Origin of the sequence: Streptosporangium sp. NPDC050284 (assembly GCF_044459525.1) — a bacterium.
Lineage (GTDB): Bacteria > Actinomycetota > Actinomycetes > Streptosporangiales > Streptosporangiaceae > Streptosporangium.
This window is the reverse complement of the sequence record NZ_JBITIZ010000003.1, coordinates 269,423-296,129: the sequence shown is the minus strand read 5'-3', so window position 1 is coordinate 296,129 and position 26,707 is coordinate 269,423. Positions and strand designations below refer to the sequence as shown.

Here is a 26,707-nt window from a genome sequence, read left to right as displayed (position 1 = left end):
TCTCGTGGCCGCACCGCGGGCCGGTCGAGGTCTCGTGCGCCGACACCCGGTCCGGTGGGCCGGGTGTCCGCCGCCCCCGCGCCGGTGGTGACCGAAGTGACGTGCGGACAGAAGTCTGTGAGCATCCATACGTGCCAAATGATCAAGAACTCCGGGTCGCCCTCAAGGAGGGGCCTTTCCACGTCGCTCTGCGCGCCGCGGTGGAGGCTCGGGGGATGCCCCTGAGCGGGCTCCGCCGGCATCTCGTGGAACGCGGTCTCCGGGTCGGGATGACGAGCCTGAGTTACTGGCAGCAGGGTCTGCGCCGTCCCGAGCGTCCCGAGTCGCTGCGCGCGGTGCGCGCCCTGGAGGAGATCCTCGTCCTGCCGCCGCGTTCTCTCATGGCCCTTCTCGGCCCGCCCCGGCCGCGCGGGCGGGACGCGGGGAAGCTGCCGGTGGGAGCTCTGTCCTACTCCGCGATCATGGAATCCTCCCGCACGCTGTCGGCGATGATCCACGACCTGGACGGGGTGGCCGACGACCGGCGCCTGCACATCGCCGGAATGTACGAGACGCTGTGGATCGGCGCCGACCGCAGCATCGTGCGGCGCGAGACGCTCCAGGTGGTGCGGGCACAGGAGGAGGCCGACCGCTACATCATGGTCTACCGGGGCGACCTGGGATGCGACGTGGAGCGTGTGCGCGTACGGGCGCTGGAGGACTGCCGGGTCGGCCGGGTACGCCGTGACGGGCCGAGCGCCCTGGTCGTGGCGGAACTGCTGTTCGACCAGGTGTTGCGGACCGGCGAGACACAGGTCATCCGCTACGAGCTGGCCGACCCGAGCGGGGTGGAGACCGTCGAGTACGAGCGGGGCTTCCGGCATCCGGCAGGGCATTACGTGCTCCGGGTGGGTTTCGCGCGGCAAGCCCTCCCGGTGCGGGTCCGGCGGTTCGCCCGGCACGGCGCCGGCGCCGTGGAGCGTGATCTCGGTGAGCTCTCCCTCAACGCCCACAACGCCGTGCACCTGGTGGCCGGGTCGCTGGAACCCGGCCTGCTCGGCATTCGCTGGGACTGGTCCTGATCGGGTCGCGGGTGCCGGACGCCTGCCCGCGGACGGTGATCCGGTGGGTCAGCGGGGCTCGGTGATCCAGGTGCCCCCGCGCATGACGCCGGAGACCTCCAGGTCGTCGGTGAGCACCACCAGGTCGGCCCGCTTGCCGACCGAGATGGATCCCAGATGGTCGGCGAGTCCCAGAACCCTCGCGGGGGTGAGGGAGGCGATCTCGGACGCCTCGGCCGGCGACAGGCCAACCTCGCGCACGGCGCGGCGGAACGCGACGTCCATGGTGAGGGTGCTGCCCGCGATGGTGCCGCTCTCGGCGAGCCTGGCCTCACCGTTCACCACGTTCACCGTCATCGGGCCGAGCTCGTAGACGCCGTCGCCCATGCCCGCCGCCGCCATGGCATCGGTGATCAGCGCGGTCCTGCCGGGCCCCGCGACCTCGAAGGCGAGGCGCGTCATGGCCGGGTGCAGGTGCACGCCGTCGTTGATCAGCTCCACCGTGACGCGCTCGTCCTGGAGCAGCGCGGCGATCGGCCCGGGATCGCGGTGGTGCAGCGGCGGCATCGCGTTGTAGAGGTGGGTCGCGACGCTGCCGCCCGCCTCGATGCCCGAGATCGTCTGCTCGTAGGTGGCGTCGCTGTGGCCGAGGGCCGCGATCACCCCGTTGGCCACCGCCTCCCGTACGGTCTCCAGCGCGCCGGGCAGTTCGGCGGCGATGGTGATCATCCGCACGTGGCCGCGTCCGGCCTTGAGCAACCCGGCGAGCTCCCCCGGTGAGGGGTCGCGCAGCAGGGCCGGGTTGTGCGCACCGCAGCGGGCGGTGGAGATGTAGGGGCCCTCGAAGTGGATACCGGCGAGCAGGCCGTCCTCGCACAGGTCGGCGAGGGAGGCGGCGGCCCTGGCCAGATCGTCCGTGGAGGCGGTGACCAGGCTGGCCATGAGCGTGGTGGTGCCGTGACGGGCGTGCAGGTCGACGGCGAGGCTCGCCTGGTCAGGGTCCCCGGTGGGGAAGGAGCCGCCCGCCCCGCCGTGGTTGTGGATGTCGACGAAACCGGGCACGACGTACCGGCCGCCGAGACCGAGCCCGGCGCCGGGGGCCGAGCCCTGGCCCACGTGGGTGATGCGGCCGTCTTCGATGGTGAGCCAGCCTTCGTGGACACCTTCGGGGGTCACGACGCGGGCGTCGGCGAGTGTGATGCTCATGCTGCCCATCCTTGCGGGTCCCCGGGAGAACCGGCTCCCGGCGCGACCGTCGGGACAACAGGGACAGGGATCTTCTCTCTTCGAAGCGACTTCGTGCTCGCGCTCGACTTCGGATGGCCGGCGTGCCGTCTCCCACGTGACCGCCGGCACATTGGGCGCGTCGGCTTTCCGGTGAGAGGTTGGTGAAATATTGCCGAGAACTTGGTTTCTCGATGTTCATGGGGTACGGGCTGAATGCTGCTCGCCTTCCCTACCGGTCAGTAGTAATGCCTAGGGTAGATGGGTAGATACCTCACGTAAGGCGACAAGACGCACCCCAGGGGGTCGCACAATGACGGCGCGAATGGGCACCGGACGACTTGGTCCTGCCGAGCGGTCCGCCGCACTGGCGCAGATGGGCGCTGAAGAACTCGACGTGGTGGTGATCGGAGGCGGGGTCGTCGGAGCGGGGGTCGCCCTGGACGCGGTGACCCGGGGGTTGTCCGTCGGGCTGCTGGAGGCGCGCGACTTCGCCTCCGGCACCTCCTCCAGGTCGTCCAAGCTGATCCACGGGGGTCTGCGCTATCTGGAACAGCTCAATTTCGAGTTGGTGAGGGAGGCGCTCCAGGAACGGGCCCTGCTGTTGCAGCGGATCGCCCCTCACCTGGTCAGGCCGGTGCCGTTCTTGTTCCCGCTGACGCATTACGGCTGGGAGCGGCCCTATGTCGGCGCGGGTCTGGTGCTGTACGACACGATGGGCTTCTCCACCGGGCTCGCGAGGGGCGTACCGGGCCACAGGCACCTGTCGCGCACGAGGGCGTTGCGGCTCGCGCCCGCGCTGCGCAAGACGGCGTTCTCCGGCGCGGTGCAGTACTGGGACGCCCAGGTCGACGACGCCCGCCATGTGATGACCACGCTGCGGACGGCGGCGATGTACGGGGCGAACGTCGCCTCGCGGGCGCAGGTGGTGGGTTTCCTGCGCGAGGGGGAGCGGGTCACCGGGGTACGGGGGCGTGACCTGGAGGGCGGCAGGGACTTCGAGGTGCGGGCCCGCCAGGTGGTGAACGCCACCGGAGTGTGGACCGACGACATCCAGGAGATGGTCGGCGGGCGCGGGCAGATCCACGTGAGGGCCTCCAAGGGCATCCACCTGGTGGTGCCGCGCGACCGGATCCACTCCCTCACCGGGATCATCCTGCGCACCGAGAAGTCGGTGCTGTTCGTCATTCCCTGGGGCCGGCACTGGATCATCGGCACCACCGACACCCGGTGGGAGCTGGACCGGGCCCACCCGGCGGCGTCGCGCTCCGACATCGACTACGTCCTCGACCACGTGAACGAGATGCTCTCGGTCCCGCTCACCCGCGAGGACGTCGAGGGTGTCTACGCGGGGCTGCGCCCGCTGCTGTCGGGGGAGTCGGAGGAGACGTCCCAGCTCTCCCGCGAGCACGTGGTGGCCCACCCCGTGCCGGGGCTGGTGATGGTGGCTGGCGGAAAATACACGACATATCGTGTTATGGCGAAGGATGCGGTCGACGCCGTGGCGCACGGCCTGGACCAGCGGGTCCCGCCCTCCTGCACCGATCGCGTCCCGCTGGCCGGGGCCGAGGGCTACCAGGCGCTGTGGAACTCCCGGCAGCGGCTCGCCCAGTCCTCCGGGCTGCACGTGGCCAGGATCGAGCACCTGCTCCAGCGGTACGGGTCGATGATCGACGAGGTTCTGGCGCTGGTCGAGCAGGACCCGTCGCTGGGCAAGCCGCTCACGGGGGCCGACGACTACCTGCGGGCGGAGGTGGTCTACGCGGCGACCCACGAGGGTGCCCGGCACGTGAACGACGTGCTGACCCGGCGTACGCACATCTCGATCGAGACCTTCCACCGAGGAGTGGGCGTGGTCCAGGAGACGGCCCAGTTGCTCGCCGGGCCACTGGGCTGGGACGCCGAGCAGATCAAGCGCGAGGTGGAGTACTACACCAAGCGCGTCGAGTCGGAACGCCTGTCCCAGGAGCAGGACACCGACCATGAGGCCGACGCCATCCGCCTCGGCGCCCCGGAGATCGTGCCGGTCGCCGTTCCCGAGACGGACCCCGTCTAGCCTCGGGAAACCGGGAACCGCCCCCGCGACGGAGGTCCTCGAACCGGGAGGTCCAGGAACCGGCCTCCGTGACGGAGAACTCCGGGCCGGGAGGTCCAGGAACCGACCCCGCGACGAAGGACCTCGAACCGGGGAATCCCGGAACCGGCATCGCCCGAGCCGGGAGGTCGCGGAACCGGCACCCGGGAACCGGGAGGTCCCCGGTGCCCGAGAAGCTCGGGCCCCGGGGACTCCGGGAGAGGGACTAGCGGGTGAAGGCCTGGAACTCGGCCGCGCGCAGGTGGTCCCTGGCGGGGCTCGCCGTGGCGCAGTCGGTGGCGGAGTTGGGGTCGGCGTCCTGTTCACCGGCGTAGACGGGGTTGCCGGTGCACTGGGTGGAGACGGCCCGCAGGGTGAGGTGGGTCGCGGTGGTCGTGGGGATCTTGAAGGACTCGATGAGCAGGTCGGCGCCGCGAGGACGCGGCCTGCGCGTCTCGAAGGCGTTGGACGGGCTGGTGTAGACGACCGAGAAGGACGCGGGTGACGAGCAGTCCTTCTTGGTGGCGTCGCAGGCCAGGACCTCGAAGGCGCGCAGGGCGCTGAAGCGGTTCTGGCTGCCGGGGTCGGCCGGGTCGCTCGGAGCGGGCGGCCTGAGCATGGCGCTGACCTGCACGCGGCGGATCTTCTCCGGCTTGGTGCCGGCCAGGTCCACGGTGACGGACCTGCCCTTGACCGGAGCGGTGAGCGAGGCCCAGTTCGTCGCCTCCGTCTCGTCGATCAGCTTGGCCTGGTTGACGCCGTCACCGGTCGCGGTCGCACCCAGCGCCGCCGAGGCGAGGTTCTTCGGCAGCGCGAGCGGCAGCGGCAGCTTCACGCCGGGCAGCACCGCGAACTTCACCCGGGTGTGCCCGAACCCGTTGCCCACGACCACGAAGTCGTAGATCCCCGGGGTCATCTCGACGGTGTCGCCGAGTTCGGTCGCCGGGTCGGTGTCGGCCACCGGCACGACGCGGCCCTCGTAGTCGCCGACGTACAGCCGGAGCGCCGCGTCCTTCGCCTCAAGCAGCGGCTTGAGCTGGATCCTGCCGTTCTTGCCGACCGGGTCGACGAAGCTCGGCGTCGGGTCGGGGTCGTTGCTCCCCGCGCTCGCCGCGCCCTGGCCGAGGCCGTGCTCGGCGAACGCGCGCCACATGATGGCCTGGTTCGCGCCGCCGAAACGGATCGCGTCGGCCGCGAGCATCGCGTCGCGGTGATCGACGTAGCTGACCGCGCCGGAGGCCATCAGCAGCAGCGCGTCGAAGGAGACCTGCGCCCAGCGACGGTTGCCCGGGCACTCCCCGAGCGGGGTCTTGCCCTCGGCGCACGCCTTCTGCTTGGCGGGGGTGCCCTGGCCGTACTTCTGGACGAAGGCCTTGCGCACGCCGTACTGGGTCGCCGACCAGATCTCACCGTCGGCGTGCACCTGCTGGCCGACGATGTCGTACGCGATGTCGCTGTAGTTCAGCGGGGACTTGGACATGTCGTAGTTGCGGATGCCCGCCTTCTTGTCGCCGGTGACGTAGCCGCCGGTGACGTAGGGGGTGTCGCCCGCGGGACGGTAACCGTACTCGGAGAGGTACTCCATCGCGAACAGGTCGGAGGTGCTCTCGTTCATCGCCCCGGCCTGGGCGCCGCTCCACCCGGCGTTCGGGCCGGCGATCATGCGGCCGGAGATCGCGTGGGTGTACTCGTGCCCGATCACCGACATGTCGTAGTCGCCGTCCACGCAGGGCGAGTAGAACGAGCCCGCGATCGGCTGCCACATGTACATGTTGGTGATGGGGGCGACACCGTCGGGGCCGGTGATCTGGTTGGCGTTGTCGCGCACGCTGAGCACCCGGGCGCCCGCCTGGGCGTTGCCCTGCTCGGGGTCGCCGCCGAGGCCGCCGCGCTCGCCGTTGTCGTTCTGCATGTTCCAGGCGGTCTCGGTGAAGCCGAGCCGGTAGGACCAGTCGTGCATGCGGTTGTGCATGACGTGCAGGTTGGACATCGCGGCTTCGAGGTCGGCCTCGCCCGGCTGGTCCAGGACGGCCGGGTCGCACTTGGCGGTGTACCACCTGTTGGTCCACGGGTATACGTAGTCGCGGCTCGGGGTGGCCACGTTGCCGCGGGTGCCCACGGAGAACGCGTCGCCGCTGGCCCGGTTCTCCACGGTCTTGGCGGCGTTGCCGACGCTCGTGTTCGTCGGGGTGTTCGTGGCGTGGTCGACGTCCCACGCCTTGCCGGTGGCCGGGTCGGCACCGATCACGTCGCAGCCGGGGCCCGCCTTGGCGCACCACGTCGCGCGGGTGTCGGTGGAGGAGTAGTCGGCGGGGGGATTGGCGGGGAACGCCTTCCACCTGGGGTCGTCCGGCGCGCTGTGGTGGTCCACCAGGTTCTCGCGGGTGAGGATCTCGCCGCTGACCGCGTCCACGTGCGTCGTGTACGCGGCGGGCTCGCCCTCGCCGCCGCCGATCAGGACGACCTGGAACGCGTTGTGCGTACCGTCGGGCGCGGGCACCGCCGTGGCGGTGACCTTCTTCACGGTGGCCGTGGCCAGGTCGATCCCGCCGTCCCTGGCCGCGATCTCCAGCGCCTGCTGCTCGGTGAGCCTGGCGGCGGGAGGCGCCTCGGAGGAACGCGAGAGCGTCGAGGTGACGTGGAGGACCTTGCCGCCCTTCACCCCGATCACGACCTGCCCGTCCACACCCGCGGGCAGGTCGCCGAACCTCTGCCGCAGCAGTACGGCGTACCCGCCGCCGATGGGGTTGGCGGCGATCTTCTCCAGTGCGTCCACGGCCTCGCCGGAGAGCCCGAAGAGGTTCTCGTTCGCCTTGAGGTAGGCCCGCGCCGCCCGCTCTGGGTCGGCGTCCAGGCCCTCGGCGAGGGGGGCGGAGTCGGTGATGACGGCCGGGGTGCCGAGGGCGTTCCACCGGATCGTCGCGGTGCTCGCGGTCGCGGATCTGGAGAGCGAGGCCGGGGGTGCGACGCTGCCGCGCCGGTTGTCCAGGTCGGGCTTGGCACTGTGTTCCGACTGGAAGTCGTGGGCCTTGGGAGGCCCACCGGGTTCGCTCTGGGCGATCCCCGGCAGGGGAATGAAGAGCGCCGCTGTGGCGGCGGCGATGACGGTAACGCGTGACCAGGGTTTGGTCGACACCGATCCTCCTGCGAAAGCTGGCCGTTGTCGGCCATGGCACACGCGGATCACGTGTGGTGGGCAAGAGGTAACACCGATTCAAGTGTCCTGACAAGATCTTGTAAAGGTGTGTATATCGGTGTTATAGGGACTTGTAAGGCAGATAAAAGGACGCGCCCCCGGCGGTGGGCCGGGGGCGCGATTCCGAGGCTTCGGGAGCCGGGCTCAGGAGAAGGGGATCCAGGCCTGGTCGGCGAGGTCCTTCATGTCGCTGACCTTGAGGCCCATGTCGGAGACCGTCCACAGGCTCTCGCCGATCACGACCGAGCGGCGGATGCCGGGATCATACGCGGCGAAGCGGGTGTTCTCCACCGGCTTGGGCCTGGGGTGGCTGATCGTGCCGGTCCTGGTGACCGCGGAGTCGTCGATCCTGAGGACCAGTGCGGTCCCGTTGGTCGGCTCGGGGCCTCCCCACGAGCTCAGCGGGAGGACCGCCATGCCCGTCCTGGCCCAGTACAGGAAGGCGTGCGGGTCCCACTCGGCTTCGGAGCCCGAGTCCTTCTGGAACATCTGCGACAGGCGGCGCGGGTTGGCCGGGTCGCTCACGTCGAACAGGGAGACCTGGGTACCGAGCGTACGGCCCTGCTCGCTCGCCTCCTGGCCCACGCCGATCAGCCGCCCGTCACCCGCCGGGTGCAGGTACGCCGAGTAGCCGGTGATCTTCAGTTCGCCCGTCTTCCTCGGTGCCGCGGGATCGCGCAGGTCGAGCGTGTAGAGCGGATCCACCTGCTTGAACGTCACCACGTAGCCCACCGGGCCGATGAAGCGGACCGAGTAGATCCGCTCGCCCCGCCCGAGCCCGCCGACCTCGCCGGTCTTGGCCAGGGTGCCGGCGTCGAGCACGTAGACGGCGCTTGAACTGTCCTGCCCGCTCGTCGAGGTGGTGGCGACCCGCAGGTGTCCCTCGTGCTCCGACAGGGAGTACTGGTTGAGCAGCCTGCCGGAGACCTTGCCCGAGGCGACGTAGCGGGGTGCCCCGGCCGCGGTGATGTCGAACCGGTGGACCTCGGTCTCCTCGGGAGGCTGCCGCGGGGTCGGCTCCGCCGTCGTGGTCGTCGTGGTCGTCGCGGGCACCGGGGTGGGCGAGGCGACGGTCGGTGCGGCGGGGTCACTCGGTGGGACCGTGCCGGTCACCGAGGGGTCGGGGACCGGTGAGGCGGGCGGCTCGGGGAGCAGGCTCGGGGCCGGCTCGGCGTTCGAGACGGACGCCGGGGTGACGGCGGGGGCAGGCGACGAGTTCGGGGTCAGGGTCGGCGCGGTGGTCGACGTCTCCGGGGCGGCGGTGACGGTCGCGGAGTCGGACGGCTCGGACGGTGCGGAGGTCGCGGGAGCGTCGTCGACGATCGGCAGGTCGACCGGTCGTGGCCACCACCAGCGCGGATTGCTCGCCACGTACAGGCTGGAGCCCGTCCCGTAGACGGTGTCGCCGTCGGCCGCGACGCTGATCGGGGACGTCTCGGCGAGCGCCCGCGACAGGTCGAGGCTGTGCACGGTCAGCATCGACGTCCCCGTGTACTCCGCGGGGTGGCTGACCTGGCCGCAGTCGACCGTACGGTCCGAGGTCACACCGTCGGCGGTCGTCAGCTCGTACTTCGGCAGCCACGCCTCGATCGGCGCCTTCGCGACGATCTCCGTGTTGCGCCGGGTGCGCTCGTTCTCCGACAGGTCGGGGCCGAGGTCGGGGAACTCGATCCGAGGCTGGCTGCGGACCACGACGCGCACGGTCGAGCCGACCATCCTCGCGTCCACATGGGCCCCGTCGGGGGTGAGCGAGCCGATGACCTTCGGCTTCTCCGACAGGTCGACGAGGACGTAGCGCGGTCCTGGGCTCGCCGGGCGCTTGGCCGTCGCGCCGTACGGGATGATCCCGCCGCCGGAGAACAGCACCAGCGCCCGGTCGCCGCTGACCAGCAGGTCGGCCGGGACCCACGCCTGCTCGGCGTCGACGAGTCTGAGCGTGCCGGTGACCTTCCTGGTCGCGGCGTCCACCACCCGCAGCACGCCGCGGTTCACGACGACGACCCGCTCGCCGTCGGTCTTCACCAGGTCGGGCTCGTCGACCCCGGCCTCGTGCGTGTTCGTGGTGGAGTGCTCGGGCGCGCCGGCCGCGCTCTTGGCGGAGGCGTCCGAGGCGAGCGACCGCGCCTCCGCGAACATGATGGCGGGGCCGCCGATGCCCCAGGGGCCGACGTTCTTGGCCGTCGCCGCGCGCAGGCCGGTCAGCATGTCGTCGCAGCCGCTGTAGGAGACCAGCTTGACGTTCCCCAGCTCGACCGGTGCCGTACGACCCGCGGCGGTCTTCGGCTCCGTCGAGCTGCACGCCGTGGCGAGCAGGGCCGCGGCGAGGGTGACCGCGCCGGCCGTACGAATCGATGTCCTCATGCCCCTACGACGGATCGGGAGAGCACGCGGTTCAACACCGTGCTACTCGCCGGTAGTCACGGCACGCCTCCCACGATTACGCTGCGAACATGGCCGTTCCCCCTGAAATGACACGGGCAGAGATGACACGGGTCCTCGACCCCCGCATGATCGAGCGCGTCCTACGGCACGTGACCTCCGGCGGCAGGACGCGGGAGATCACGGCGCCGTTCACCGGCGAGGTCCTCGCCGAGATGCCCGTCTCCACCGCCGACGACGTCCACGCCGCCCACGCCTCGGCGCGACAGGCGCAGCGGGAGTGGGCGGCCAGGTCCGCGCGGGAGCGTGCCGAGCCGTTCCTGCGCCTGCACGACGCCATCCTCGACCGGCGCGAGGAGATCCTCGACGTGGTCCAGTGGGAGACCGGCAAGGCCCGCAGGCACGCCTTCGAGGAGGTCCTCGACGTCGCGGGCTGCACCCTGTACTACGCGCGGCGGGCCCCCGGCCTGCTGGAGCCGAAGAGACGGGCGGGGATCCTGCCCGTCGCCACCAGGACGGTCGAGACGCACCGGCCCCGGGGAACGGTGGCCCTGGTCTCGCCGTGGAACTACCCGCTCTCGCTCGGCGTCACCGACGCCGTCCCCGCGCTGCTCGCGGGCAACGCCGTGGTCCACAAGCCCGACACCCAGACCGCGCTGTCCACGCTGTGGACGATCGACCTGCTCGTCTCCCTCGGCATGCCCCGCGACATCTGGCAGGTCGTCCTCGGCGACCCCGCGGAGGTGGGCGAGGCACTGCTCGACGACGCCGACTACCTGGCGTTCACCGGCTCGACCCGGGCCGGCAGGAAGATCGCCGAGGAGGCGGCGAAGCGGCTGATCGGCTGCTCGCTGGAACTCGGCGGCAAGAACCCGATGCTCGTGCTCGACGACGCCGACCTGGACGCGGCCACCCAGGGCGCGCTGCGCGCCTGCTTCACCAACGCCGGGCAGCTGTGCCTCTCGGTCGAGCGGCTCTACGTCCACGACTCCGCGTACGACGCGTTCGTGGAGCGGTTCGTCCGGCAGGTCGGCAACATGCGGCTCGGCGCGGGACTCGACTGGAACGTGCAGATGGGCTCGCTCTCCTCCGCGAGGCAGCTGGAGTCGGTCGGCGCCCACGTGGACGACGCCGTCGCCAAGGGCGCCACGCTCCTCGCGGGAGGCAAGGCCCGCCCCGACCTCGGCCCGCTGTTCTACGAGCCCACCGTCCTGTCCGGCGTCGACGAGAGCATGGAGATGTGCCGCGCCGAGACCTTCGGCCCCGTCGTCGCGATCTACCGCTTCGGTGACGACGACGAGGCGGTCGAGCGGGCCAACGACACCGCGTACGGGCTCAACGCCTCCGTCTGGACCCGCGACGTGCCGCGCGGGCGGGCGCTCGCCTCCCGGATCAGGGCGGGCACGGTCAACATCAACGAGGGGTACGCCTCGGCCTACGCCTCCTACGACGCGCCCATGGGCGGCATGAAGTCCTCGGGCCTCGGCCGCCGTCACGGAACCGAGGGGCTGCTGAGATACACCGAGGGACAGACCGTCTCCAGCCAGGCGCCCTGGCTGGGCTTCGAACCGGTCCTCGGCATGGCGTACGAGAAGTACGCCGACACCCTCGCGACCGCCTTCAAGCTGATGAAGACGCTCCGCCTGAAGTGAGCGTCACGGGGCCGGTCGGGGCCGACGGAGGTCGTCGTTCGAAGGGAGCCGCCGTGTTCGACCACGACGTGCTGGTGATCGGATCGGGGTTCGGCGGGAGCGTCTCGGCGCTGCGCCTGACGGAGAAGGGCTACCGGGTCGCCGTGCTTGAGGCGGGCCGGCGCTTCGACGAGACCACGCTCCCCAGGACCTCCTGGCGGATCCGCGACTTCCTGTGGGCTCCGGCGCTGGGCCTGAAGGGCATCCAGCGCATCCACGTGCTGCGGGGCCAGAAGGGCACCGGCGTCATGGTCCTGGCGGGCGCCGGGGTCGGCGGAGGCTCCCTGGTCTACGCCAACACCCTCTACGAGCCGCCGGACGCGTTCTTCCAGGACGCCCAGTGGTCGTCCATCACCGACTGGAAGGCCGAGCTCGCCCCGTACTACGACCAGGCCTCGCGCATGCTGGGCGTGACGCTCAACCCGACCGTCACCCCGGCCGACGAGGTGGTGCGCGCGGTCGCCGAACGGATGGGTGTGGGCGACACCTTCCACCTGGCGCCGGTCGGAGTCTTCTTCGGGACCCCCGGCGTCGAGGTGGACGACCCCTACTTCGGCGGTGCGGGGCCGCGCCGCAGGGGGTGCACCGAGTGCGGCGAGTGCATGACGGGCTGCCGCCACGGCGCCAAGAACACGCTGGTCAAGAACTACCTCCACCTCGCGGAGCGGGCCGGGGCGAGGGTCTTCGCCGAGACCACGGTCACCTCGGTCGCCCCGATCGAGGGCGGCTACCGGGTCGAGGTGCGCAGGACGGGAGCGCCCTGGCGCCGCCGCGTCCTCACCGCCGAGCACGTGATCTTCGCCGCGGGGACGTACGGCACCCAGAGCCTGCTGCACCGGCTCAAGTCCTCGGGCGCGCTGCCCGGCCTCTCCGACCGCCTGGGCGCCCTCACCAGGACCAACTCCGAGGCGCTGCTCGGGTTCGAGCGCCTCTCGGTCACGGGGGAGAAGCTCAACCGGGGGGTGGCGATCACCTCCTCGATCCATCCCGACGCCCACACGCACATCGAGCCGGTCCGCTACGGCGACGGTTCCAACGCGATGGGCATGCTCCGCACCCTGCTCGTCGACGGAGGCGGCGCCCCGCGCTGGCTCAAGTTCCTCGGCGAGGCCCTGCGCGCGCCGCGTCGGGCCGCGAGGATGCTCAACCACCGCCGGTGGTCGGAGCGCGGCATCATCGCGCTGGTCATGCAGGCCAAGGACAACTCGATCACCCTGTCCTCGCGCAGGGGGGTGTTCGGCCGCGGGCTGCGCTCGGAGCGGGGCCACGGCGACCCCAACCCCACCTGGCTGCCGGCCGGTCACGAGTTCGTCCGGCACGCGGCCGAGGAGGTCGGCGGCGTGCCCGCGGGCTCCTGGCTCGACCTGTTCGACATCCCGGCCACCGCCCACTTCCTGGGCGGCTGCGCCATCGGCGCCGGACCCGACACCGGGGTGATCGACCCCTACCACCGCGTCCACGGCTACGCGGGCCTGCACGTCGTCGACGGCTCCGCGGTCTCCGCCAACCCTGGCGTCAACCCCTCCCTCACCATCACCGCACAGGCCGAGCGCGCGATGGCGCTGTGGCCCAACCGGGGAGAGCCCGACACCCGCCCCGCCCAGGGCTCCCCGTACGCCCGCCTCACGCCCGTCGCCCCGGCGAACCCCGCCGTCCCCGCCGCCGCCCCCGGCGCCCTCCGCCTTCCCATCGTCGACATCACCTGACGGGAGGCGCGGGGTCCCGCCCTGAGCACGGGAGCCGGACACGCATCAGTCGGCGGGTCGCTGGATGGGCTGGGTCTCGGTCCGGTAGATGAGGGTCGTCTCGACGTGCACGATCTCGGGCCGGATCAGGAACTTCTCCAGGAGCAGGCGGTGCAGGCGGTCGGCGTCGGCGACCGCCACGTGGACCAGGAAGTCCTGGGGGCCGGCCACATGGAACAGGGCGACGGTTTCCGGCAGGCCCAGGACGAAGGCCCGCAGCGGGTCGACGAGCTGGCTGGTGTGCGGCCGGACCCGCAGGGCGAGCAGCGCCTGCAGGGGGCGGCCGAGCGTCGCCGGATCGACCTCGGCACGGAAGGCGCCGATCACCCCGCGCCTCCGCAGGGAGCGCACCCGCTCCAGCGCCGTGGAGGGGGCGACGCCCACGCGTTCGGCCAGATCCTTGTTCGGGAGTCGCGCATCCTTCTGCAGCTCTGCCAGGATTCGCCGGTCCACCGAATCCAGTTCGACGTTCACTGGATTGACCTCCGTTGAATTTGGCTTGCGTGGCGAGTCATTGTGAATTCCACCAGTATCCCCGTGTGACCTGGAATGTTGAAAAATTCGTGAACGCGGCGACCGTGACCGTCGACGAGCTGGCCGCCTACGTCGACGAGAGCCAGCGGGGCGTGCCACCCGTGGTCGGCCGCAGACCCCCCGGTGAGCTGGCCGAGCGGCTCGGGCTCACCCGGTGGATCCGCGAGGGCGGGATGACCGTCGACGACCACGCGGGGTTCCTGCGCACCTACCTCGCCGAGGGCACGCGGCTGCACCATCCCGCCTACCTCGGGCACCAGGTCGCCGCTCCCGACTTCCCGGCGGCCCTCGCCGACCTCGTCCACGGCGTGAGCAACAACCCGATGGCGATCTACGAGATGGGCGCTTCGGCGGCGACGGTCGAGTTGGAGGTGCTTCGCTGGATGCTCGGCAAGGTCGGTTTCGGCGAGGCGGGCGGCGGGGTGCTGACCCACGGGGGATCGCTGGCCAACCTCACGGCGCTGCTGGCCGCGCGGGCCTCGGTGGTCCCGGAGGCGTGGACCGAGGGCGTCCCCGGCGACCTCGCGCTGCTCGCTCCGGCGTCGTCGCACTACTCGCTCACCCGCGCCGCCGCGATCCTCGGCCTGGGGGAACGGGCCGTGGCGCCGCTGGACGTGGACGAGCTCGGCAGGATCGACGTCGCCCGCCTGCCCGACGCCCTGGAGCGGGTACGCAGGGCGGGGCGGCGGCCGATGGCCCTGGTGGCGAACGCCTGCGCGACCGGGACCGGCCTCTACGACGACCTGCGCGGGATCGGAGAGTTCTGTGCCGCCAACGGCGTCTGGTTCCACGTGGACGGCGCCCACGGCGCCTCCGCACTGCTCTCCGACGCATATCGCCACCTGCTCGACGGGATCGAGCTGGCCGACTCGCTGATCTGGGACGCGCACAAGATGCTGCGTACCTCCAGCCTGGCCGCGGCGGTGCTGACCCGGCGAGAGAGCGACCTGGACGCGGCCTTTCGGCAGCGGGCCAGCTACCTGTTCTACGGGGAGCAGGGCTTCGACCTCATCGGCAGGACCGTGGAGTGCAGCAAGGCCGAGCTGGGCCTGAAGGTCTTCCTCAACCTGGCCTGGCGGGGCGAGCGCGGCCTGGGCGAGTACGTCGCGCGTCAATACGCCGCCGCGCACCGCTTCTGGGAACTGGCCCGCGAGCGGCCGGGCTTCGAGTGCCCGTACGAGCCGGAGAGCAACATCGTCTGCTTCAGGTACGGCATCGGCGACCAGGCGGACATTCGTGAGCGCCTGATGGACGACGGCGCCTTCCACCTCACTTCGGCGGAGGTCGGCGGGGTCCGTCATCTGAGGGTCACCGTGATGGCCCCCGCCACGGACGACAAGACGTTTGACGCGCTGCTCGACCGGATTGCCGAATCGGAGGAGGCGACGGCCGGTCCCTGGTGAACTCCCGCGCGGAGAGCCGGGCAGGGCCTCACACGTTGACACGTGCACATGGTCCAACGGGCCGTTGGCGGGGTGAACCCGTCTCTGGAGAGCCGGGGCTCGCTGTGGCCGACTCCTCGGATCGGTTGTGACCGGTGCGTGAGGCCGCTCTCCGGGGAGTCCGAGGCGGGTCCGGCGGGTCTCAGCGGATGCCGGAGTCGGGGTGGGCGGCGTCCCAGCGGCGGCGCGACTCGGCGATGCCGTCGCGGTGCTCGGCCGACCAGTCGGCGAGGGCCCGCACCAGGTGGGTGAGGCTGTGCCCGGTCGGGGTCAGCTCGTAGTCGACCTGTGGCGGGACGACGGCGTGGACGGTCCTGGAGATCAGGCCGTCGCGCTCCAGGCGGCGTACGGTCAGGGTGAGCATCCGCTGCGAGATGCCGGGGATGGCCCGCTGGAGTTCGCGGAACCTGCGCACCCCCTGGGCCAGCTCCACGATCACCAGCACCGACCACTTGTCGCCGATCCGGTCGAGGACCTCACGGATGCCGCAGTCCTCGTCTCCGCAGGAGACGACCGGCTCCGTGGTTACCGCGGTGTGCCCCACTGACATCGAAGTGCCTCCTTATGCCACGCGTCCTGGTTATCGATGATGGACCCAGTTACCGAAGAGAACCACTCACACGGGGGAGATTCCATGATTCTCATGACAGGGGCGACGGGCGCACTGGGGCGGCTCGTCGCCGCGCGGCTGGCGGGGCGGGACGACGTGGTGATCGGCAGCCGCGCCCCCGAGGCGGTCCCCGCGGGGGCACCGAGCCGCCTGATCGACTTCGAGGATCCAGCCTCGCTGGAGGAGGGTTTCGCCGGAGTGGACACGCTGCTGCTGATCTCCGCGGGCTACGGTGAGGACGACGTGGTGATCGCCAGGCACGGCGCGGCGATCGAGGCGGCGGAGAAGGCCGGGGTCTCGCACATCGTCTACACCAGTCTCAGTGCCGCCGGTGACCACCTGGCCTACGCGCTCGCCCACCGCTGGACCGAACGCAGGCTCCGTGAGGGTGCCGCGAACTGGACGATCCTGCGCAACGGGCTCTACGCCGAGTTGCTGGCGACGCTCGCACCCGTCGTGGACGGCAGGATCACCGCGCCGCTGGGCTCCGGACGACTCGCCGCGGTGGCCCGCGAGGACCTGGCGGACGTGGCCGCCCTGGTCGCGACCGACGCCTCCGCGCACGCGGGCCGGACCCACGAGCTGGTCGGGGAGGAGGCGGTCGGCGGCGCGGAGCTGGCCGCCACCCTCACCGAGGCCACCGGAAGCACCGTCTCGTACGAGCCGAGCACCCTCGCCGAGGCCCGCGAGGCGTTCACCGGCCTTGGCCTGGCGTCCTTCCAGGTCCCGATGCTGGTGGGCACCTACTCCTCGATCGCGAACGGTTTCATGGACGGCACGGACAGCGACCTGCGAAGCCTGCTCGGTACGGCACCCCGCTCCGCCCTGGAGATCATCGCCGGAAAGTCGTCCTGATAGTGCCCACTCCCGGACTCGTCCGACCAGCTGGACACACCACCCTGAGTCCGAGGGGTGAGCGGTAGACGGGCACGGCGGCCGCATCAGGCTGGTCGTATGCCGTGAACTCGCCCAATGCCTTCCCACCTTCGGCGTCACCTGGAAGCACTGTGTCTGACGCGGCACGCGAAGGTGGGTGGCGGGGCGACGATCACTGGGCGGCGTCAGGCCATCGCGTGGCGGAGACGCTCGCGGTCCTTTTCCGGGAGCCGCTGCTGGAGGCGGGGGAATGCGCGGTCAAGTCGTTGGACGTGGACGGGCTCGGCAGGATCGATGTCGCCTGTCTGCCCAAGGCGCTGAAGCGCTGGGAGAGGCGTCCGGATAGTGCTTACTCTCGGGTTCGGGAGGGTTCGCTGAGATAGCGTCGCGTTCATGAGCGAACTCGACGGCCGCCTGCGCGCGGTGTGCGACCTGACCGTCTCCGGCGTCAGGGAAATGGCCGGGCGGCACGAGTACGACGGACTCATCCAGGACCTCTCGCCCGAGGGGGTGCGCACCGGGCTGGCCGCGCTGGGCAGGGGGCCGCTGCCCGCCGATCCGTACGACGCGGCGCATCTGCAGATCTTCGAGGAGGCCGTGCGGGTGCAGTTCGGCGAGCTGGAACTGCACCGCCGCAACCCTCTGGAGCATCTGGGCAACCTCGACCTGGCCACCTACGACCGCGAGTACGCCCCCGAGGCCGAGCGGAACGCCGCCAAGCTCGCGCACCTGGCCCGCTGGCCGGAGGCGGTGGACGGCGCGATCGCCTCGCTCGACCTGCTCAGCGCCCCCGTCGCGACCGCCCTGCTCGGAGTGGTGCGCGGTCTGGCCTCCGGGGTGCCGGGGGACGCCGAGGAGAGTGTGCGTGAGGCGGCGTTCAGGGCGCATGCCAGGTTGGTGCAGCACGTCGAGAAGGCCGCGCACGACGGCGACCCGGACGCCTCCCTCGGTGCCGAGGGGCTCGCCAGGCTCATGGGCGGCGGTGAGGGCCTTCCGGTCGACCTGAGACGGCTCGCCGAGCGCGCCGACGCCGAGCGCGACCGCCTGATGGCCCGGTTGGCGGAGTCGTGCGCCGCGCTGGGATTCGCGGGACGGTCGCCGCTTGAGGTCGCGCGCGAGCTCGTCAGGCAACACCCCGACCCCGACGGTGTGATCGAGGCGGCCAGGATCGGCACCGAGAGGGCGATCGCCTTCACCAGGGAGAAGGACCTGGTGCCCTATCACGACGGGGAGTGCCTGGTCGGCATCGCGCCCGAGTCACGCCGGTGGGGCATGGCGATGATGAGCTGGGCGGCGCCGGGCGAGCCTGACGGTCCCTCGTGGTATCACGTCACCCCGCCCGACCCCTCGTGGCCCGAGCGCGACATCGAGGAGTGGCTGGAGGTCTTCAGCGACACCACGCTTCCCGCGATCAACGTGCACGAGGTCGCCCCCGGCCACTTCTCCCACGGTCGCGCCCTGCGCCACGCCCGTTCCGACGTGCGGCGGACGCTGATGTCGCTCTCCTTCGCGGAGGGCTGGGCGCACTACGCGGAGGAGCTCTGCGTCGAGGAGGACTTCGCTCCCGGCGACCCGCGCTTCGAGATCGGGGTGTGGCTGGAGGCGCTCATCAGGGTGACCCGGCTGGCCTGCGCGATCGGCGTGCACTCCGGTGCGATGACCGTCGAGGAGGGGGCCCGCCGCTTCGCCGCCGACACTCACCTCGCCGGTCCCGCGGCCCTGTCGGAGGCGGCGCGGGCCACCTTCGACCCCACCTACGGCCGCTACACCTGGGGCAAGCTGGAGATCCTCGACCTCCGCGACCGCGCCAGGGCCCAGTGGGGCCCTGGCTTCGGCCTCAACCGCTTCCACACCGCGATGCTCGACCTCGGCTCCCCGCCCCTCGGCCTCCTCGACCACGCCCTTCAAGCCCGCCCTAACGCCCGATAGCTCCATCCGGCGTCACCCCACAGGTCAGGGTCGAGGGCCGCTCGACCATCAACGACGATCGGAACGGCGGCCGATTCCACCAGTTTGGTGGGGTCGGCATCAATGAACTCCGGCCAGGCCGTCAGGTGTAGAAGCACCTCCGAGTCCTCTACGGCCTCAGCGGAGGTGGGTGCGTAGTGCAGTTGCGGGTGCAGGTCCCGGGCGAAAGCCATCGCTGCGGGGTCGTAGGCGGTGACGATGCCGCCTTCATGGTGGATCGCCAGGGCCACGGCCAGTGCCGGTGAGTCGCGCAGGTCGTCGACACCGGGTTTGAAAGACAGCCCCCATACTCCGACGCGGCGATTGTTCAGGTCACCGCCACAGGCATGTCGGGCCAAGTCCACGGCACGGTGCTGTCGGCGCTGGTTGACTCTGTCGACCTGAATCAGCAGTTCCAGATCCGCGCCGACACCATGTTCGTGTCCTTGGGCGATGAGGCTTCGCACGTCCTTGGGCAGGCAACTGCCACCGTAGCCGACGCCGGGGTCGAGGTATGCGTCGCCGATGCGGGGGTCCAGCGCCAACGTGTGGGCAAGGGAGGAAGCATCGGTTCCCGTCGCTTCGCACAGTGAGGCGATGGCGTTGATGAAGGAGATCTTCGTGGCGAGGAAGGCATTCGCCGCGGTCTTGCACATTTCCGCTGTTGTCAGATCGGTCACGACCATCAGTGCACCGGCATCGAGTTGAGCTTTCCAAGCTTGCCGTAGCAACTGTTCGGCATGTTCGTCGCCGGCGGCGAGGCCGAGCACAATTCGTGAGGGGCGAGCCACATCGGCCAGGGAGGTGGACTCCCGAAGGAAGTCCGGAGAGCAGACGACCGTCACCCGCACATATGCCGGGGCCACGGAGCGCGCGAGTTCGGCCAGGTGCTTCGTGGTGCCAACGGGCACCGAGGACTTCACCACGATCACTGCGTCACGGCGCAGTCGTGACGACAGCTCGATCACGGCCCTCTCAAGATCGCCCAGGTCGGCGGCGAGTGCTCCGATTTGCTGTGGCGTACCGACGCACAAGATGTGTAGGTCCGTGAACGCCGTGGCGGTGTCGTAGGAGTCGGTGAAGCGAAGGTTTCCTGGGCTGCCGTGCGAGGCTATAGCCTCGGCCAGACCTGGTTCGTCGAAGGGCGTACGGCCTGCACTGAGTAGGCGCACGGTCTTCGGGTCGGTGTCCAGACCGAGAACATGGTGACCCATGCGGGCCAGCCCGGCCGCGTATGGGGCGCCGAGACGTCCACAGCCGATGATGTTGATCTTCATGCTGCACTTCCTTAAAGAAAGGGACGATGAACACGTGCGAATGACCGTGATCGGGTGTGGCCATCTGGGTGTGACCCACGCGGCCTCGATGGCTGAGATCGGCCATGAAGTGGTCGGCGTCGACATTGACGCGGCCAAAATCGAAACGCTGAGTTCAGGCAGGGCCTGGTTCTATGAGCCGGATTTGGATGTGATGCTCACCCGCCACATCGCCTCCGGACGGCTACGGTTCACCACCGACTTCGCCGAGGCAGGTGAGTTCGGTGAGATGCACTTCCTCGGAGTCGCGACTCCCGGCATGGCCGATCGCGACGATTACGATCTGTCGCAGGTTTTCGCGGCCGTGCGCTCGCTCGCACCGCACCTGCGCCAGGCCTGCGTCATCGTGGGTAAGTCCACGGTGTCCGTCGGCACGACGGCGGCGACCCAGGAACTGATACGAGGACTTGCTCCAGCAGGGGAAGACGTGGCCGTTGCCTGGAACCCCGAATTTTTGCGGGAAGGTCATGCTGTGCAGGACACGCTGCGACCGGACCGCATCGTTATCGGCGTGACCTCTGCAAAGGCTGAGGAGAAGATCCGGGAGGCGTACAAACCGATCACCGATGCCGGGGTGCCGCTTGTCGTTACCGACCCAGCCACCTGTGAGCTGGTGAAAGGCGCAGCGAACGCCTTCCTGTCGACGAAGATCTCCTTTATCAACGCGATGGCTGACATCTGTGAGGCATCCGGCGCCGATGTCAACCAGCTCGCCGATGCCATCGGCTTGGACCCGCGCATCGGTAGGGCGTTTCTGGACGCAGGGGTCGGCTATGGCGGTGGTTGCCTGCCCAAGGACACCCGTGCGTTCGCCGCCCGAGCCCGCGAACTCGGCGTGGAAAGCGCTGCGGAGTTGCTGAACTCGGTGGATCGGATCAATACCGGTCGTCGCGAGCGCGTGGTTGAGATGACAAGGAAAGCCTGCGGCGGTGACATGGTCGGCCGACGTGTCGGCGTGTGGGGGGCGGCGTTCAAGTTCGGTACCGACGATGTGAGAGATTCCCCCGCTTTGGATGTTGCGGCACGTCTCCACTCGCTCGGAGCGGTGGTCACGATCTACGATCCGATGGCTGTGGAAAATGCTCGCCTTGTTCACCCAGAACTTGACTACGCCGAAGATGCCCTGGCAGCCGCTACGGGAGCTGACGTCCTGGTCACCATGACCGCGTGGCCGGAGTTTCGTGACCTCGATCCGGAAAGCGTTGCCAAGGTCGTGGATCGGCAGGTCATGATTGACGCTCGAAGCGTCCTCGACATATCCCGGTGGCAGGATGCCGAATGGACACTGCACCGGCTTGGTCGGAGCTGATGCCAGGCCTTTCACGGACGCTCGCCGATGATCACGGCGGTCTGCAGGGTCGCCGCGAATCCTCCAGATGGTTCCACGGCGGTTAGCGCATTCCGTAGTGCCTGTTCGTACTCCTCTTGGAGCTCGCCGAGCACCGCCCTTGAGGAGAAGGCATAGGTGTACTGCAAACCGATCAATTCCTCAGTGGTGAGGTCCAGGCGGTAATCGGTGCGCAGGGCTCGTACGCGAGGGAAATCTGACCGGCGCAGTACCGTCTCGTGGTCTTCGGTGAGGTATTGGAAAGGGGCATCTGGTCCTGCGGCGCGGTGGGTGCCGAGGAATCGGTCGCGGATGCGGTCCAGGATCGGTTCCCACCACGCCTTCGGTGTGCCGAGCGCGTGGCTGACGACTATGGCGACGAACCCGCCGGACACGGTGATCCCGTGCAGGTCTGCCAGGACCTGATCTCGGGGCATGTAGTGAAAGGCGTCGCCGATCACCGTGCCTCGGATGAGTGGAAGGTCCGACACTGTGGACGAATCCCCCTGTCGCCAATCGATGTTTTCGATACCGCGGTCGGCGGTCCGTTGGCGGCCGGCTGCCAGCATTTCTTCGTTGGGTTCAACTGCGATCACTGGAATGCCCAGTTCGGCAAGGCGCACGGCGATCACGCCGGGCCCGCTCCCCAGGTCGAGGACGGGGGCGTCGTTGGCGGCGGCATGGGCGGTTTCGGCGATGTAGTCGATGAGCACGCCGGGGTGCTCCGGTCGATAACGGACGTAGGCGTCAGCGGTGGTTGTGAAGATCGCTCCAGGGTTGGAGTAGTGAGCACGAGTTGATGGTGTGGCCACGTCTACCTCCGAGGTGTTCATCCGGCCAAAGCGGCGTTCAGTGGGGCCGCCTCTTCTTGAAATGAGGCGGGGTATGAACTGTCGGCTGTAACCGCCCACCACTGCCAGTGGCAATTGACGCCCTGTAGTTGGACGCATACGGTCCGGAGTGAGGGCGTGGTGTGCCCTCTTGCCGGATGTGGTTAATCGGGGGAGGGTGAGGCGTGACTGTCCTGCCACCTGTTTCTGCGTCTTTCGCGGAGAGATCAGTGCCGACATCTCACGACATGCGATGTACTAGCGCGATCCGCGCCCGTGCGCTGGCCGCATACGGTGACGGGCTTTCGCCGCAGGTCCTTCATGACCTTGCGCAGGAGATCCATGTTTGTTGTGGTCACAGTCGCCTGAAAAGTGCTCGGCTTGCCCGAGGCTGGACCGTCTCTGAGGCGGTTGCTCGACTCATCACGGTCGCTCAAGCCGCTGAGCTGCCCCTGCGCGGAGTGGACGAGCGGGCTTGGCGCCGTTGGGAGAACGGGAATCGTCCGGACGATGACTACCAGGACCGGCTTGGCAGGCTTTTCGAGACGGGGCCGGTCCAGCTTGGATTCGGCACTGACTACACACCACACCCGTCAGGAGGTGATCGTACGAATCGTCGTGACGCACTGCGTCTGGGGGCGGCAGCTTTCGTTGTGCCTGGCTTGCTGATCACGAGTGCCGAGAGCGAAGCTCGGGAGTTGACCCGTCGCAGTGAACAGACCGATCTCGGACCGAGCAGCCTGGAGCATCTCTATCGGGTCATCGGTGACTACGGCACTGATTACTCTCGGTACGACGCGGCCGAGCTGTGGCAGGCCGCGCTCACGGATCGCCGCCACGTCGCGGAGTTGCTTCAGCTGCGTATGACGCTCAAGCAGCGCCGCGAGCTGTACATCGCCGCGGCCTGGCTGTCGCTGATCCTCGCGTGGACGGCCCATGATCGAGGGGATGTACGGGCAGCGCTCGCGTACGCGGCCGATGCCCGTCATCACGCGGACGAGGCCGATCACGATGAGACGGCGGCGTGGGCGTGGGACGTGGAGGCGACGACCTGGCTCTATGACGACCGGCCGTATGAAGCGCTTCGCGCCGCCCAACGGGGAGTGGGCCAGGCTCCAGCGGGAAGCGCTGCTCAGACGCGCCTGACCGGACAACTCGCTCGGACCCACGCACGGCTCGGTCACGCAGTCCCGGCATCTGAAGCGCTGGAGGCGCTCCGCGACCAGGCAGAGCGGCATTCGCCTCATGCGAACGGACTGTTCAGCGCCGATGCCGTACGGGCCTGGTCGATCGCCGCGACCTCCAGTTTGTGGCTCGGTCACGATGGGCAGGCCCGTGACTTCGCCGAGCAGGCGATGGAGGTGTACGAGCAGGCTCCACAGGTGTCTCCGACGAGACGAGCGATCACCGCCTTGGACCTCGGGGTCGCCTGTGCCCGGCTGGGCGACCCCGAGCAGGCGGTCGTTCATGGTCTGTCCGCGATCTCCGCGCCGCGTTATGCCGCGGCGATCGTCACCCGAAGCCATGACCTCGGTGCCACGCTGGAGCGCTTTTATCCCAATGCCGTGGTTGTGGCGCGGTTTCGTCAGGGAGTGGCGGAGCTCGAAGAACAGAGATGACTCAAGATCAATGACAGTACGGCGATCAGGTCCGGGGCAGGTTCAGCGGTCGACGGCGGTGGTGCCGCCGTCGAAGACCAGGTAGATGCCGGTGATGAAGGACATCTCGTCGCCGGTTGGTGGTGGGCTCTTCACGTTGGCTTTGGACACCATCGGTCGCCAGGTACGGCACGAACCGGAGGAGCGTCAGGTGTGAACCACCGGCCTGGAGGTACGACGATCCGTGAACCATCGGGCTGGGAGGAAGTGCCATGCGGGAGTTGTCGGGCAAGGTCGCGGTCGTCACGGGGGCGGGTGGCGGGATCGGGAGGGCGCTCGCGCTGGGCCTGGCCGCGGAGGGGATGTCCCTCATGCTCGCCGACGTCGAGCCGGGAGATCTCGCGGACACCGCCTCGCTGGTGGAGGCGAGCGCCGACGGGGGCAAGGTCCTCACCGAGATCGCCGACGTCTCCGATCAGGTGGCCGTGGAGCACCTCGCCGACCGTACGTTCGGTGAGCTGGGCGCGGTCCACGTGCTGTGCAACAACGCGGGGGTCTTCCAGGGCGGCCGGATGTGGACGAGGGAGCCGGAGGACTTCGCCTGGCCGCTCGGGGTGAACCTGTGGGGCATACTCAACGGCGTCCGGGCCTTCGTGCCCCGCATGATCGACCAGGACACCGAGGGGCACATCCTCAACACCGTCTCCGCTGCGGGCCTGTTCGCCATCCCGTACTTCGGCCCCTATTCGGTCTCGAAGTACGCCGCGCTCGCCGCCTCGCAGTCCCTCGCCCAGGATCTCGCGGCGGCCGGCTCCAGGCTCCGGGTGACCGCGCTGTGCCCCGGCGGGGTGCGTACCGGCCTGAACCGCTCCGGCCGCCACCGGCCGGAGAACCTCGTGGCCGCCGGTCGCGCCGAGGACGAGGACGAGGAGGTCTCCGCCGCGATCATCGACGGCCTCGTGGAGGAGGGCATCGACCCGGCCGAGGTGGCCCGGGCGGCGGTGGACGCCATCCGCGAGGAGCGTTTCCTGGTCCTCACCCACCCGGGTTACGCGGAGATCCTGCGCGAGCAGACAGAGGCGTTGATCGCCGGGGCGCTGCCCTCGTTCTCCGGCAGGGGGGACCGTGCGGGTGGGGGAGTGCTTCCCGATCGCGGGTAGACGGGGCCGCGGGAGATCTTTTCGGCTGCGAGCGGGCGGGCTGACGGGCGCCGATAGACTGGGGACACCGCTCTGTTCCTTTTGGGGGTCTTGGTGTCTGAGTTCGACACGGTCCTGGTCGTCGACTTCGGCGCGCAGTACGCGCAGCTGATCGCGCGAAGGGTGCGTGAATGCCACGTCTACTCCGAGATCGTCCCCTCGACGATGCCGGTCGAGGAGATGATGGCCAAGAAGCCCAAGGCGATCATCCTGTCCGGGGGCCCCTCCTCGGTGTACGCCGAGGGTGCTCCCGCGGCCCCCGCGGGCCTGTTCGAGACCGGCGTGCCGACCTTCGGCATCTGCTACGGCTTCCAGATCATGGCCCAGGAGCTGGGTGGAAAGGTCGCCAGGACCGGCACCGCCGAGTACGGCGGGACCCACCTCGACGTCGAGGAGGAGGGCGTGCTCTTCGCGGGGCTGCCCGCCGCGCAGTCGGTCTGGATGTCCCACGGTGACAGCGTCTCCGCCGCCCCCGAGGGGTTCACGGTCACCGCCGCGACGGCCCAGACGCCCGTCGCCGCCTTCGAGCACCCCGAGCTCGGCCTGTACGGCGTCCAGTTCCACCCCGAGGTTCTCCACTCCGAGCACGGCCAGACCGTGTTGAAGCACTTCCTCGACGCGGCGGGCTGCCGCCCCTCCTGGACGATGGTCAACATCGTCGAGGACGCGGTCGAGGCGATCCGCGCCCAGATCGGCCCCGAGGGCCGCGCCATCTGCGGCCTGTCCGGCGGCGTGGACTCCGCGGTGGCCGCAGCCATGGTCCAGCGGGCGATCGGTGACCGGCTGACCTGCGTCTTCGTCGATCACGGGCTGCTGCGCAAGGGCGAGGCCGAGCAGGTCGAGCGCGACTTCGTGGCCGCCACCGGCGTCAAGCTGCGCGTGGCCGACGCCCAGGAGCGCTTCCTGAAGGCGCTCGACGGGGTCACCGACCCCGAGGAGAAGCGCAAGATCATCGGTCGCGAGTTCATCAGGGTCTTCGAGGACGAGCAGCGCGCCATCCTCGCCGACGGTCCCGTCGACTTCCTCGTCCAGGGCACCCTGTACCCCGACGTGGTCGAGTCCGGCGGCGGCACCGGCACCGCCAACATCAAGTCCCACCACAATGTCGGCGGCCTCCCCGACGATCTCCGGTTCTCGCTGGTGGAGCCGCTGCGAGCACTGTTCAAGGACGAGGTGCGCCGGGCGGGGGAGCAGCTGGGCCTGCCCGCCGAGATGGTCTGGCGCCAGCCGTTCCCCGGCCCCGGGCTGGGCATCCGCATCATCGGCGCGGTGAACCGCGAGCGCCTGGAGATCCTCCGCGAGGCGGACGCCATCGCCCGCGAGGAGCTCTCGCGCGCCGGTCTCGACCGGGACATCTGGCAGTGCCCGGTCGTCCTGCTCGCCGACGTCCGCTCGGTGGGTGTCCAGGGCGACGGCCGCACCTACGGTCACCCGGTCGTGCTGCGCCCGGTCTCCAGCGAGGACGCGATGACCGCCGACTGGTCGCGTGTCCCGTACGACGTGCTCGCCCGCGTCTCCACCCGCATCACGAACGAGGTTCGCGAGGTCAACAGGGTGGTGCTCGACGTGACCAGCAAGCCCCCGGGCACCATCGAGTGGGAGTAGCCGCCTCGGCGGGCGACAGGGGAGGGATCTCCTCGGCGGTTGGCGCCGTTTGGCGGGAGGACGGCGGGTAAGTT

General features: G+C 69.8%; 18 protein-coding genes. 11 read left to right on the top strand and 7 right to left on the bottom strand.

Features of this window, described 5'->3' with window-relative positions; genetic code table 11:
* Positions 1-131: 131 nt before the first annotated feature.
* Positions 132-1,061, top strand: coding sequence for a hypothetical protein (locus ACIBH4_RS08910; protein WP_362762957.1), 930 nt, complete (start codon positions 132-134; stop codon positions 1,059-1,061).
* 48 nt (positions 1,062-1,109) lie between these two features.
* Here ACIBH4_RS08910 and nagA read toward each other — a convergent pair whose 3' ends face one another.
* Positions 1,110-2,246: an N-acetylglucosamine-6-phosphate deacetylase gene (gene nagA, locus ACIBH4_RS08905; protein ID WP_362762959.1), complete on the bottom strand. Its 1,137-nt coding sequence runs from the start codon at positions 2,244-2,246 to the stop codon at positions 1,110-1,112.
* Between the two features lie 343 nt (positions 2,247-2,589).
* Between nagA and ACIBH4_RS08900 the strand changes: the two genes are divergently transcribed.
* Positions 2,590-4,320, top strand: a complete 1,731-nt coding sequence (locus ACIBH4_RS08900) for a glycerol-3-phosphate dehydrogenase/oxidase (protein WP_362502883.1) — start codon at positions 2,590-2,592, stop codon at positions 4,318-4,320.
* Between the two features lie 244 nt (positions 4,321-4,564).
* Here ACIBH4_RS08900 and ACIBH4_RS08895 read toward each other — a convergent pair whose 3' ends face one another.
* Together ACIBH4_RS08895 and ACIBH4_RS08890 are read right to left on the bottom strand one after the other, a co-directional pair.
* Positions 4,565-7,474, bottom strand: coding sequence for a M36 family metallopeptidase (locus ACIBH4_RS08895; RefSeq protein WP_362762962.1), 2,910 nt, complete (start codon positions 7,472-7,474; stop codon positions 4,565-4,567).
* A gap of 204 nt (positions 7,475-7,678) precedes the next feature.
* Positions 7,679-9,895, bottom strand: a complete 2,217-nt coding sequence (locus ACIBH4_RS08890) for a beta-propeller domain-containing protein (protein WP_362762965.1) — start codon at positions 9,893-9,895, stop codon at positions 7,679-7,681.
* A gap of 122 nt (positions 9,896-10,017) precedes the next feature.
* Between ACIBH4_RS08890 and ACIBH4_RS08885 the strand changes: the two genes are divergently transcribed.
* Both ACIBH4_RS08885 and ACIBH4_RS08880 read left to right on the top strand, forming a co-directional pair.
* The gene (locus tag ACIBH4_RS08885) at positions 10,018-11,565 is read left to right on the top strand and encodes a succinic semialdehyde dehydrogenase (protein ID WP_362762968.1); all 1,548 of its coding nucleotides are present in this window, start codon (positions 10,018-10,020) and stop codon (positions 11,563-11,565) included.
* Positions 11,566-11,618: 53 nt separating this feature from the next.
* Complete coding sequence (locus ACIBH4_RS08880; protein ID WP_362762971.1) at positions 11,619-13,310, top strand: GMC family oxidoreductase; 1,692 nt, start codon at positions 11,619-11,621, stop codon at positions 13,308-13,310.
* A gap of 45 nt (positions 13,311-13,355) precedes the next feature.
* Here ACIBH4_RS08880 and ACIBH4_RS08875 read toward each other — a convergent pair whose 3' ends face one another.
* Positions 13,356-13,823, bottom strand: coding sequence for an Lrp/AsnC family transcriptional regulator (locus ACIBH4_RS08875; protein WP_362502871.1), 468 nt, complete (start codon positions 13,821-13,823; stop codon positions 13,356-13,358).
* 65 nt (positions 13,824-13,888) lie between these two features.
* On the opposite strand from ACIBH4_RS08875, the gene ACIBH4_RS08870 reads away from it, so the two are divergent.
* Positions 13,889-15,286, top strand: coding sequence for a pyridoxal-dependent decarboxylase (locus tag ACIBH4_RS08870; RefSeq protein ID WP_362762974.1), 1,398 nt, complete (start codon positions 13,889-13,891; stop codon positions 15,284-15,286).
* Between the two features lie 181 nt (positions 15,287-15,467).
* Here the strand turns inward: ACIBH4_RS08870 and ACIBH4_RS08865 are convergent, their stop codons facing one another.
* The gene (locus ACIBH4_RS08865; RefSeq protein ID WP_362502865.1) at positions 15,468-15,875 is read right to left on the bottom strand and encodes a helix-turn-helix domain-containing protein; all 408 of its coding nucleotides are present in this window, start codon (positions 15,873-15,875) and stop codon (positions 15,468-15,470) included.
* Between the two features lie 84 nt (positions 15,876-15,959).
* Between ACIBH4_RS08865 and ACIBH4_RS08860 the strand changes: the two genes are divergently transcribed.
* Positions 15,960-16,790, top strand: coding sequence for an NAD(P)H-binding protein (locus ACIBH4_RS08860; RefSeq protein ID WP_362502862.1), 831 nt, complete (start codon positions 15,960-15,962; stop codon positions 16,788-16,790).
* A gap of 414 nt (positions 16,791-17,204) precedes the next feature.
* Positions 17,205-18,740: a DUF885 family protein gene (locus ACIBH4_RS08855; RefSeq protein WP_362762977.1), complete on the top strand. Its 1,536-nt coding sequence runs from the start codon at positions 17,205-17,207 to the stop codon at positions 18,738-18,740.
* On the opposite strand, the gene ACIBH4_RS08850 is transcribed toward ACIBH4_RS08855, so the two are convergent.
* Positions 18,716-20,035: a UDP-glucose/GDP-mannose dehydrogenase family protein gene (locus ACIBH4_RS08850; protein WP_362502856.1), complete on the bottom strand. Its 1,320-nt coding sequence runs from the start codon at positions 20,033-20,035 to the stop codon at positions 18,716-18,718. The genes ACIBH4_RS08855 and ACIBH4_RS08850 overlap by 25 nt on opposite strands.
* Here ACIBH4_RS08850 and ACIBH4_RS08845 point away from each other — a divergent pair.
* Positions 20,034-21,383 carry a UDP-glucose/GDP-mannose dehydrogenase family protein gene (locus ACIBH4_RS08845; protein WP_362502853.1) on the top strand — a complete coding sequence of 450 codons (1,350 nt, stop codon included), beginning with the start codon at positions 20,034-20,036 and terminating at the stop codon, positions 21,381-21,383. The two genes, ACIBH4_RS08850 and ACIBH4_RS08845, sit on opposite strands and share 2 nt — an antisense overlap.
* 11 nt (positions 21,384-21,394) lie before the next feature.
* Here the strand turns inward: ACIBH4_RS08845 and ACIBH4_RS08840 are convergent, their stop codons facing one another.
* Positions 21,395-22,114: a class I SAM-dependent methyltransferase gene (locus tag ACIBH4_RS08840; protein ID WP_362502850.1), complete on the bottom strand. Its 720-nt coding sequence runs from the start codon at positions 22,112-22,114 to the stop codon at positions 21,395-21,397.
* Positions 22,115-22,893: 779 nt separating this feature from the next.
* On the opposite strand from ACIBH4_RS08840, the gene ACIBH4_RS08835 reads away from it, so the two are divergent.
* From ACIBH4_RS08835 to guaA, 3 genes are all read left to right on the top strand, one after another.
* Positions 22,894-23,850: a hypothetical protein gene (locus ACIBH4_RS08835; RefSeq protein WP_362762980.1), complete on the top strand. Its 957-nt coding sequence runs from the start codon at positions 22,894-22,896 to the stop codon at positions 23,848-23,850.
* A gap of 251 nt (positions 23,851-24,101) precedes the next feature.
* Positions 24,102-24,989 (top strand): SDR family NAD(P)-dependent oxidoreductase, encoded by an 888-nt coding sequence (locus tag ACIBH4_RS08830; protein WP_362502844.1) that lies wholly within the window; start codon positions 24,102-24,104, stop codon positions 24,987-24,989.
* A 72-nt stretch (positions 24,990-25,061) separates the two neighbouring features.
* Positions 25,062-26,633: a glutamine-hydrolyzing GMP synthase gene (guaA, locus tag ACIBH4_RS08825; protein WP_399171871.1), complete on the top strand. Its 1,572-nt coding sequence runs from the start codon at positions 25,062-25,064 to the stop codon at positions 26,631-26,633.
* The last annotated feature ends 74 nt before the right edge of the window (positions 26,634-26,707 follow it).

Excerpts from the sequence above, each read along its gene's own strand:
- nagA (WP_362762959.1), bottom strand. The coding sequence starts at position 2,246 with ATGAGCATCACACTCGCCGACGCCCGCGTCGTGACCCCCGAAGGTGTC.
- ACIBH4_RS08900 (WP_362502883.1), top strand. The coding sequence starts at position 2,590 with ATGGGCACCGGACGACTTGGTCCTGCCGAGCGGTCCGCCGCACTGGCG.
- ACIBH4_RS08890 (WP_362762965.1), bottom strand. The coding sequence starts at position 9,895 with ATGAGGACATCGATTCGTACGGCCGGCGCGGTCACCCTCGCCGCGGCC.
- ACIBH4_RS08885 (WP_362762968.1), top strand. The coding sequence starts at position 10,018 with ATGACACGGGTCCTCGACCCCCGCATGATCGAGCGCGTCCTACGGCAC.
- ACIBH4_RS08865 (WP_362502865.1), bottom strand. The coding sequence starts at position 15,875 with ATGTCAGTGGGGCACACCGCGGTAACCACGGAGCCGGTCGTCTCCTGC.
- ACIBH4_RS08860 (WP_362502862.1), top strand. The coding sequence starts at position 15,960 with ATGATTCTCATGACAGGGGCGACGGGCGCACTGGGGCGGCTCGTCGCC.
- ACIBH4_RS08855 (WP_362762977.1), top strand. The coding sequence starts at position 17,205 with ATGAGCGAACTCGACGGCCGCCTGCGCGCGGTGTGCGACCTGACCGTC.
- ACIBH4_RS08845 (WP_362502853.1), top strand. The coding sequence starts at position 20,034 with ATGCTGCACTTCCTTAAAGAAAGGGACGATGAACACGTGCGAATGACC.
- ACIBH4_RS08850 (WP_362502856.1), bottom strand. The coding sequence starts at position 20,035 with ATGAAGATCAACATCATCGGCTGTGGACGTCTCGGCGCCCCATACGCG.
- ACIBH4_RS08830 (WP_362502844.1), top strand. The coding sequence starts at position 24,102 with ATGCGGGAGTTGTCGGGCAAGGTCGCGGTCGTCACGGGGGCGGGTGGC.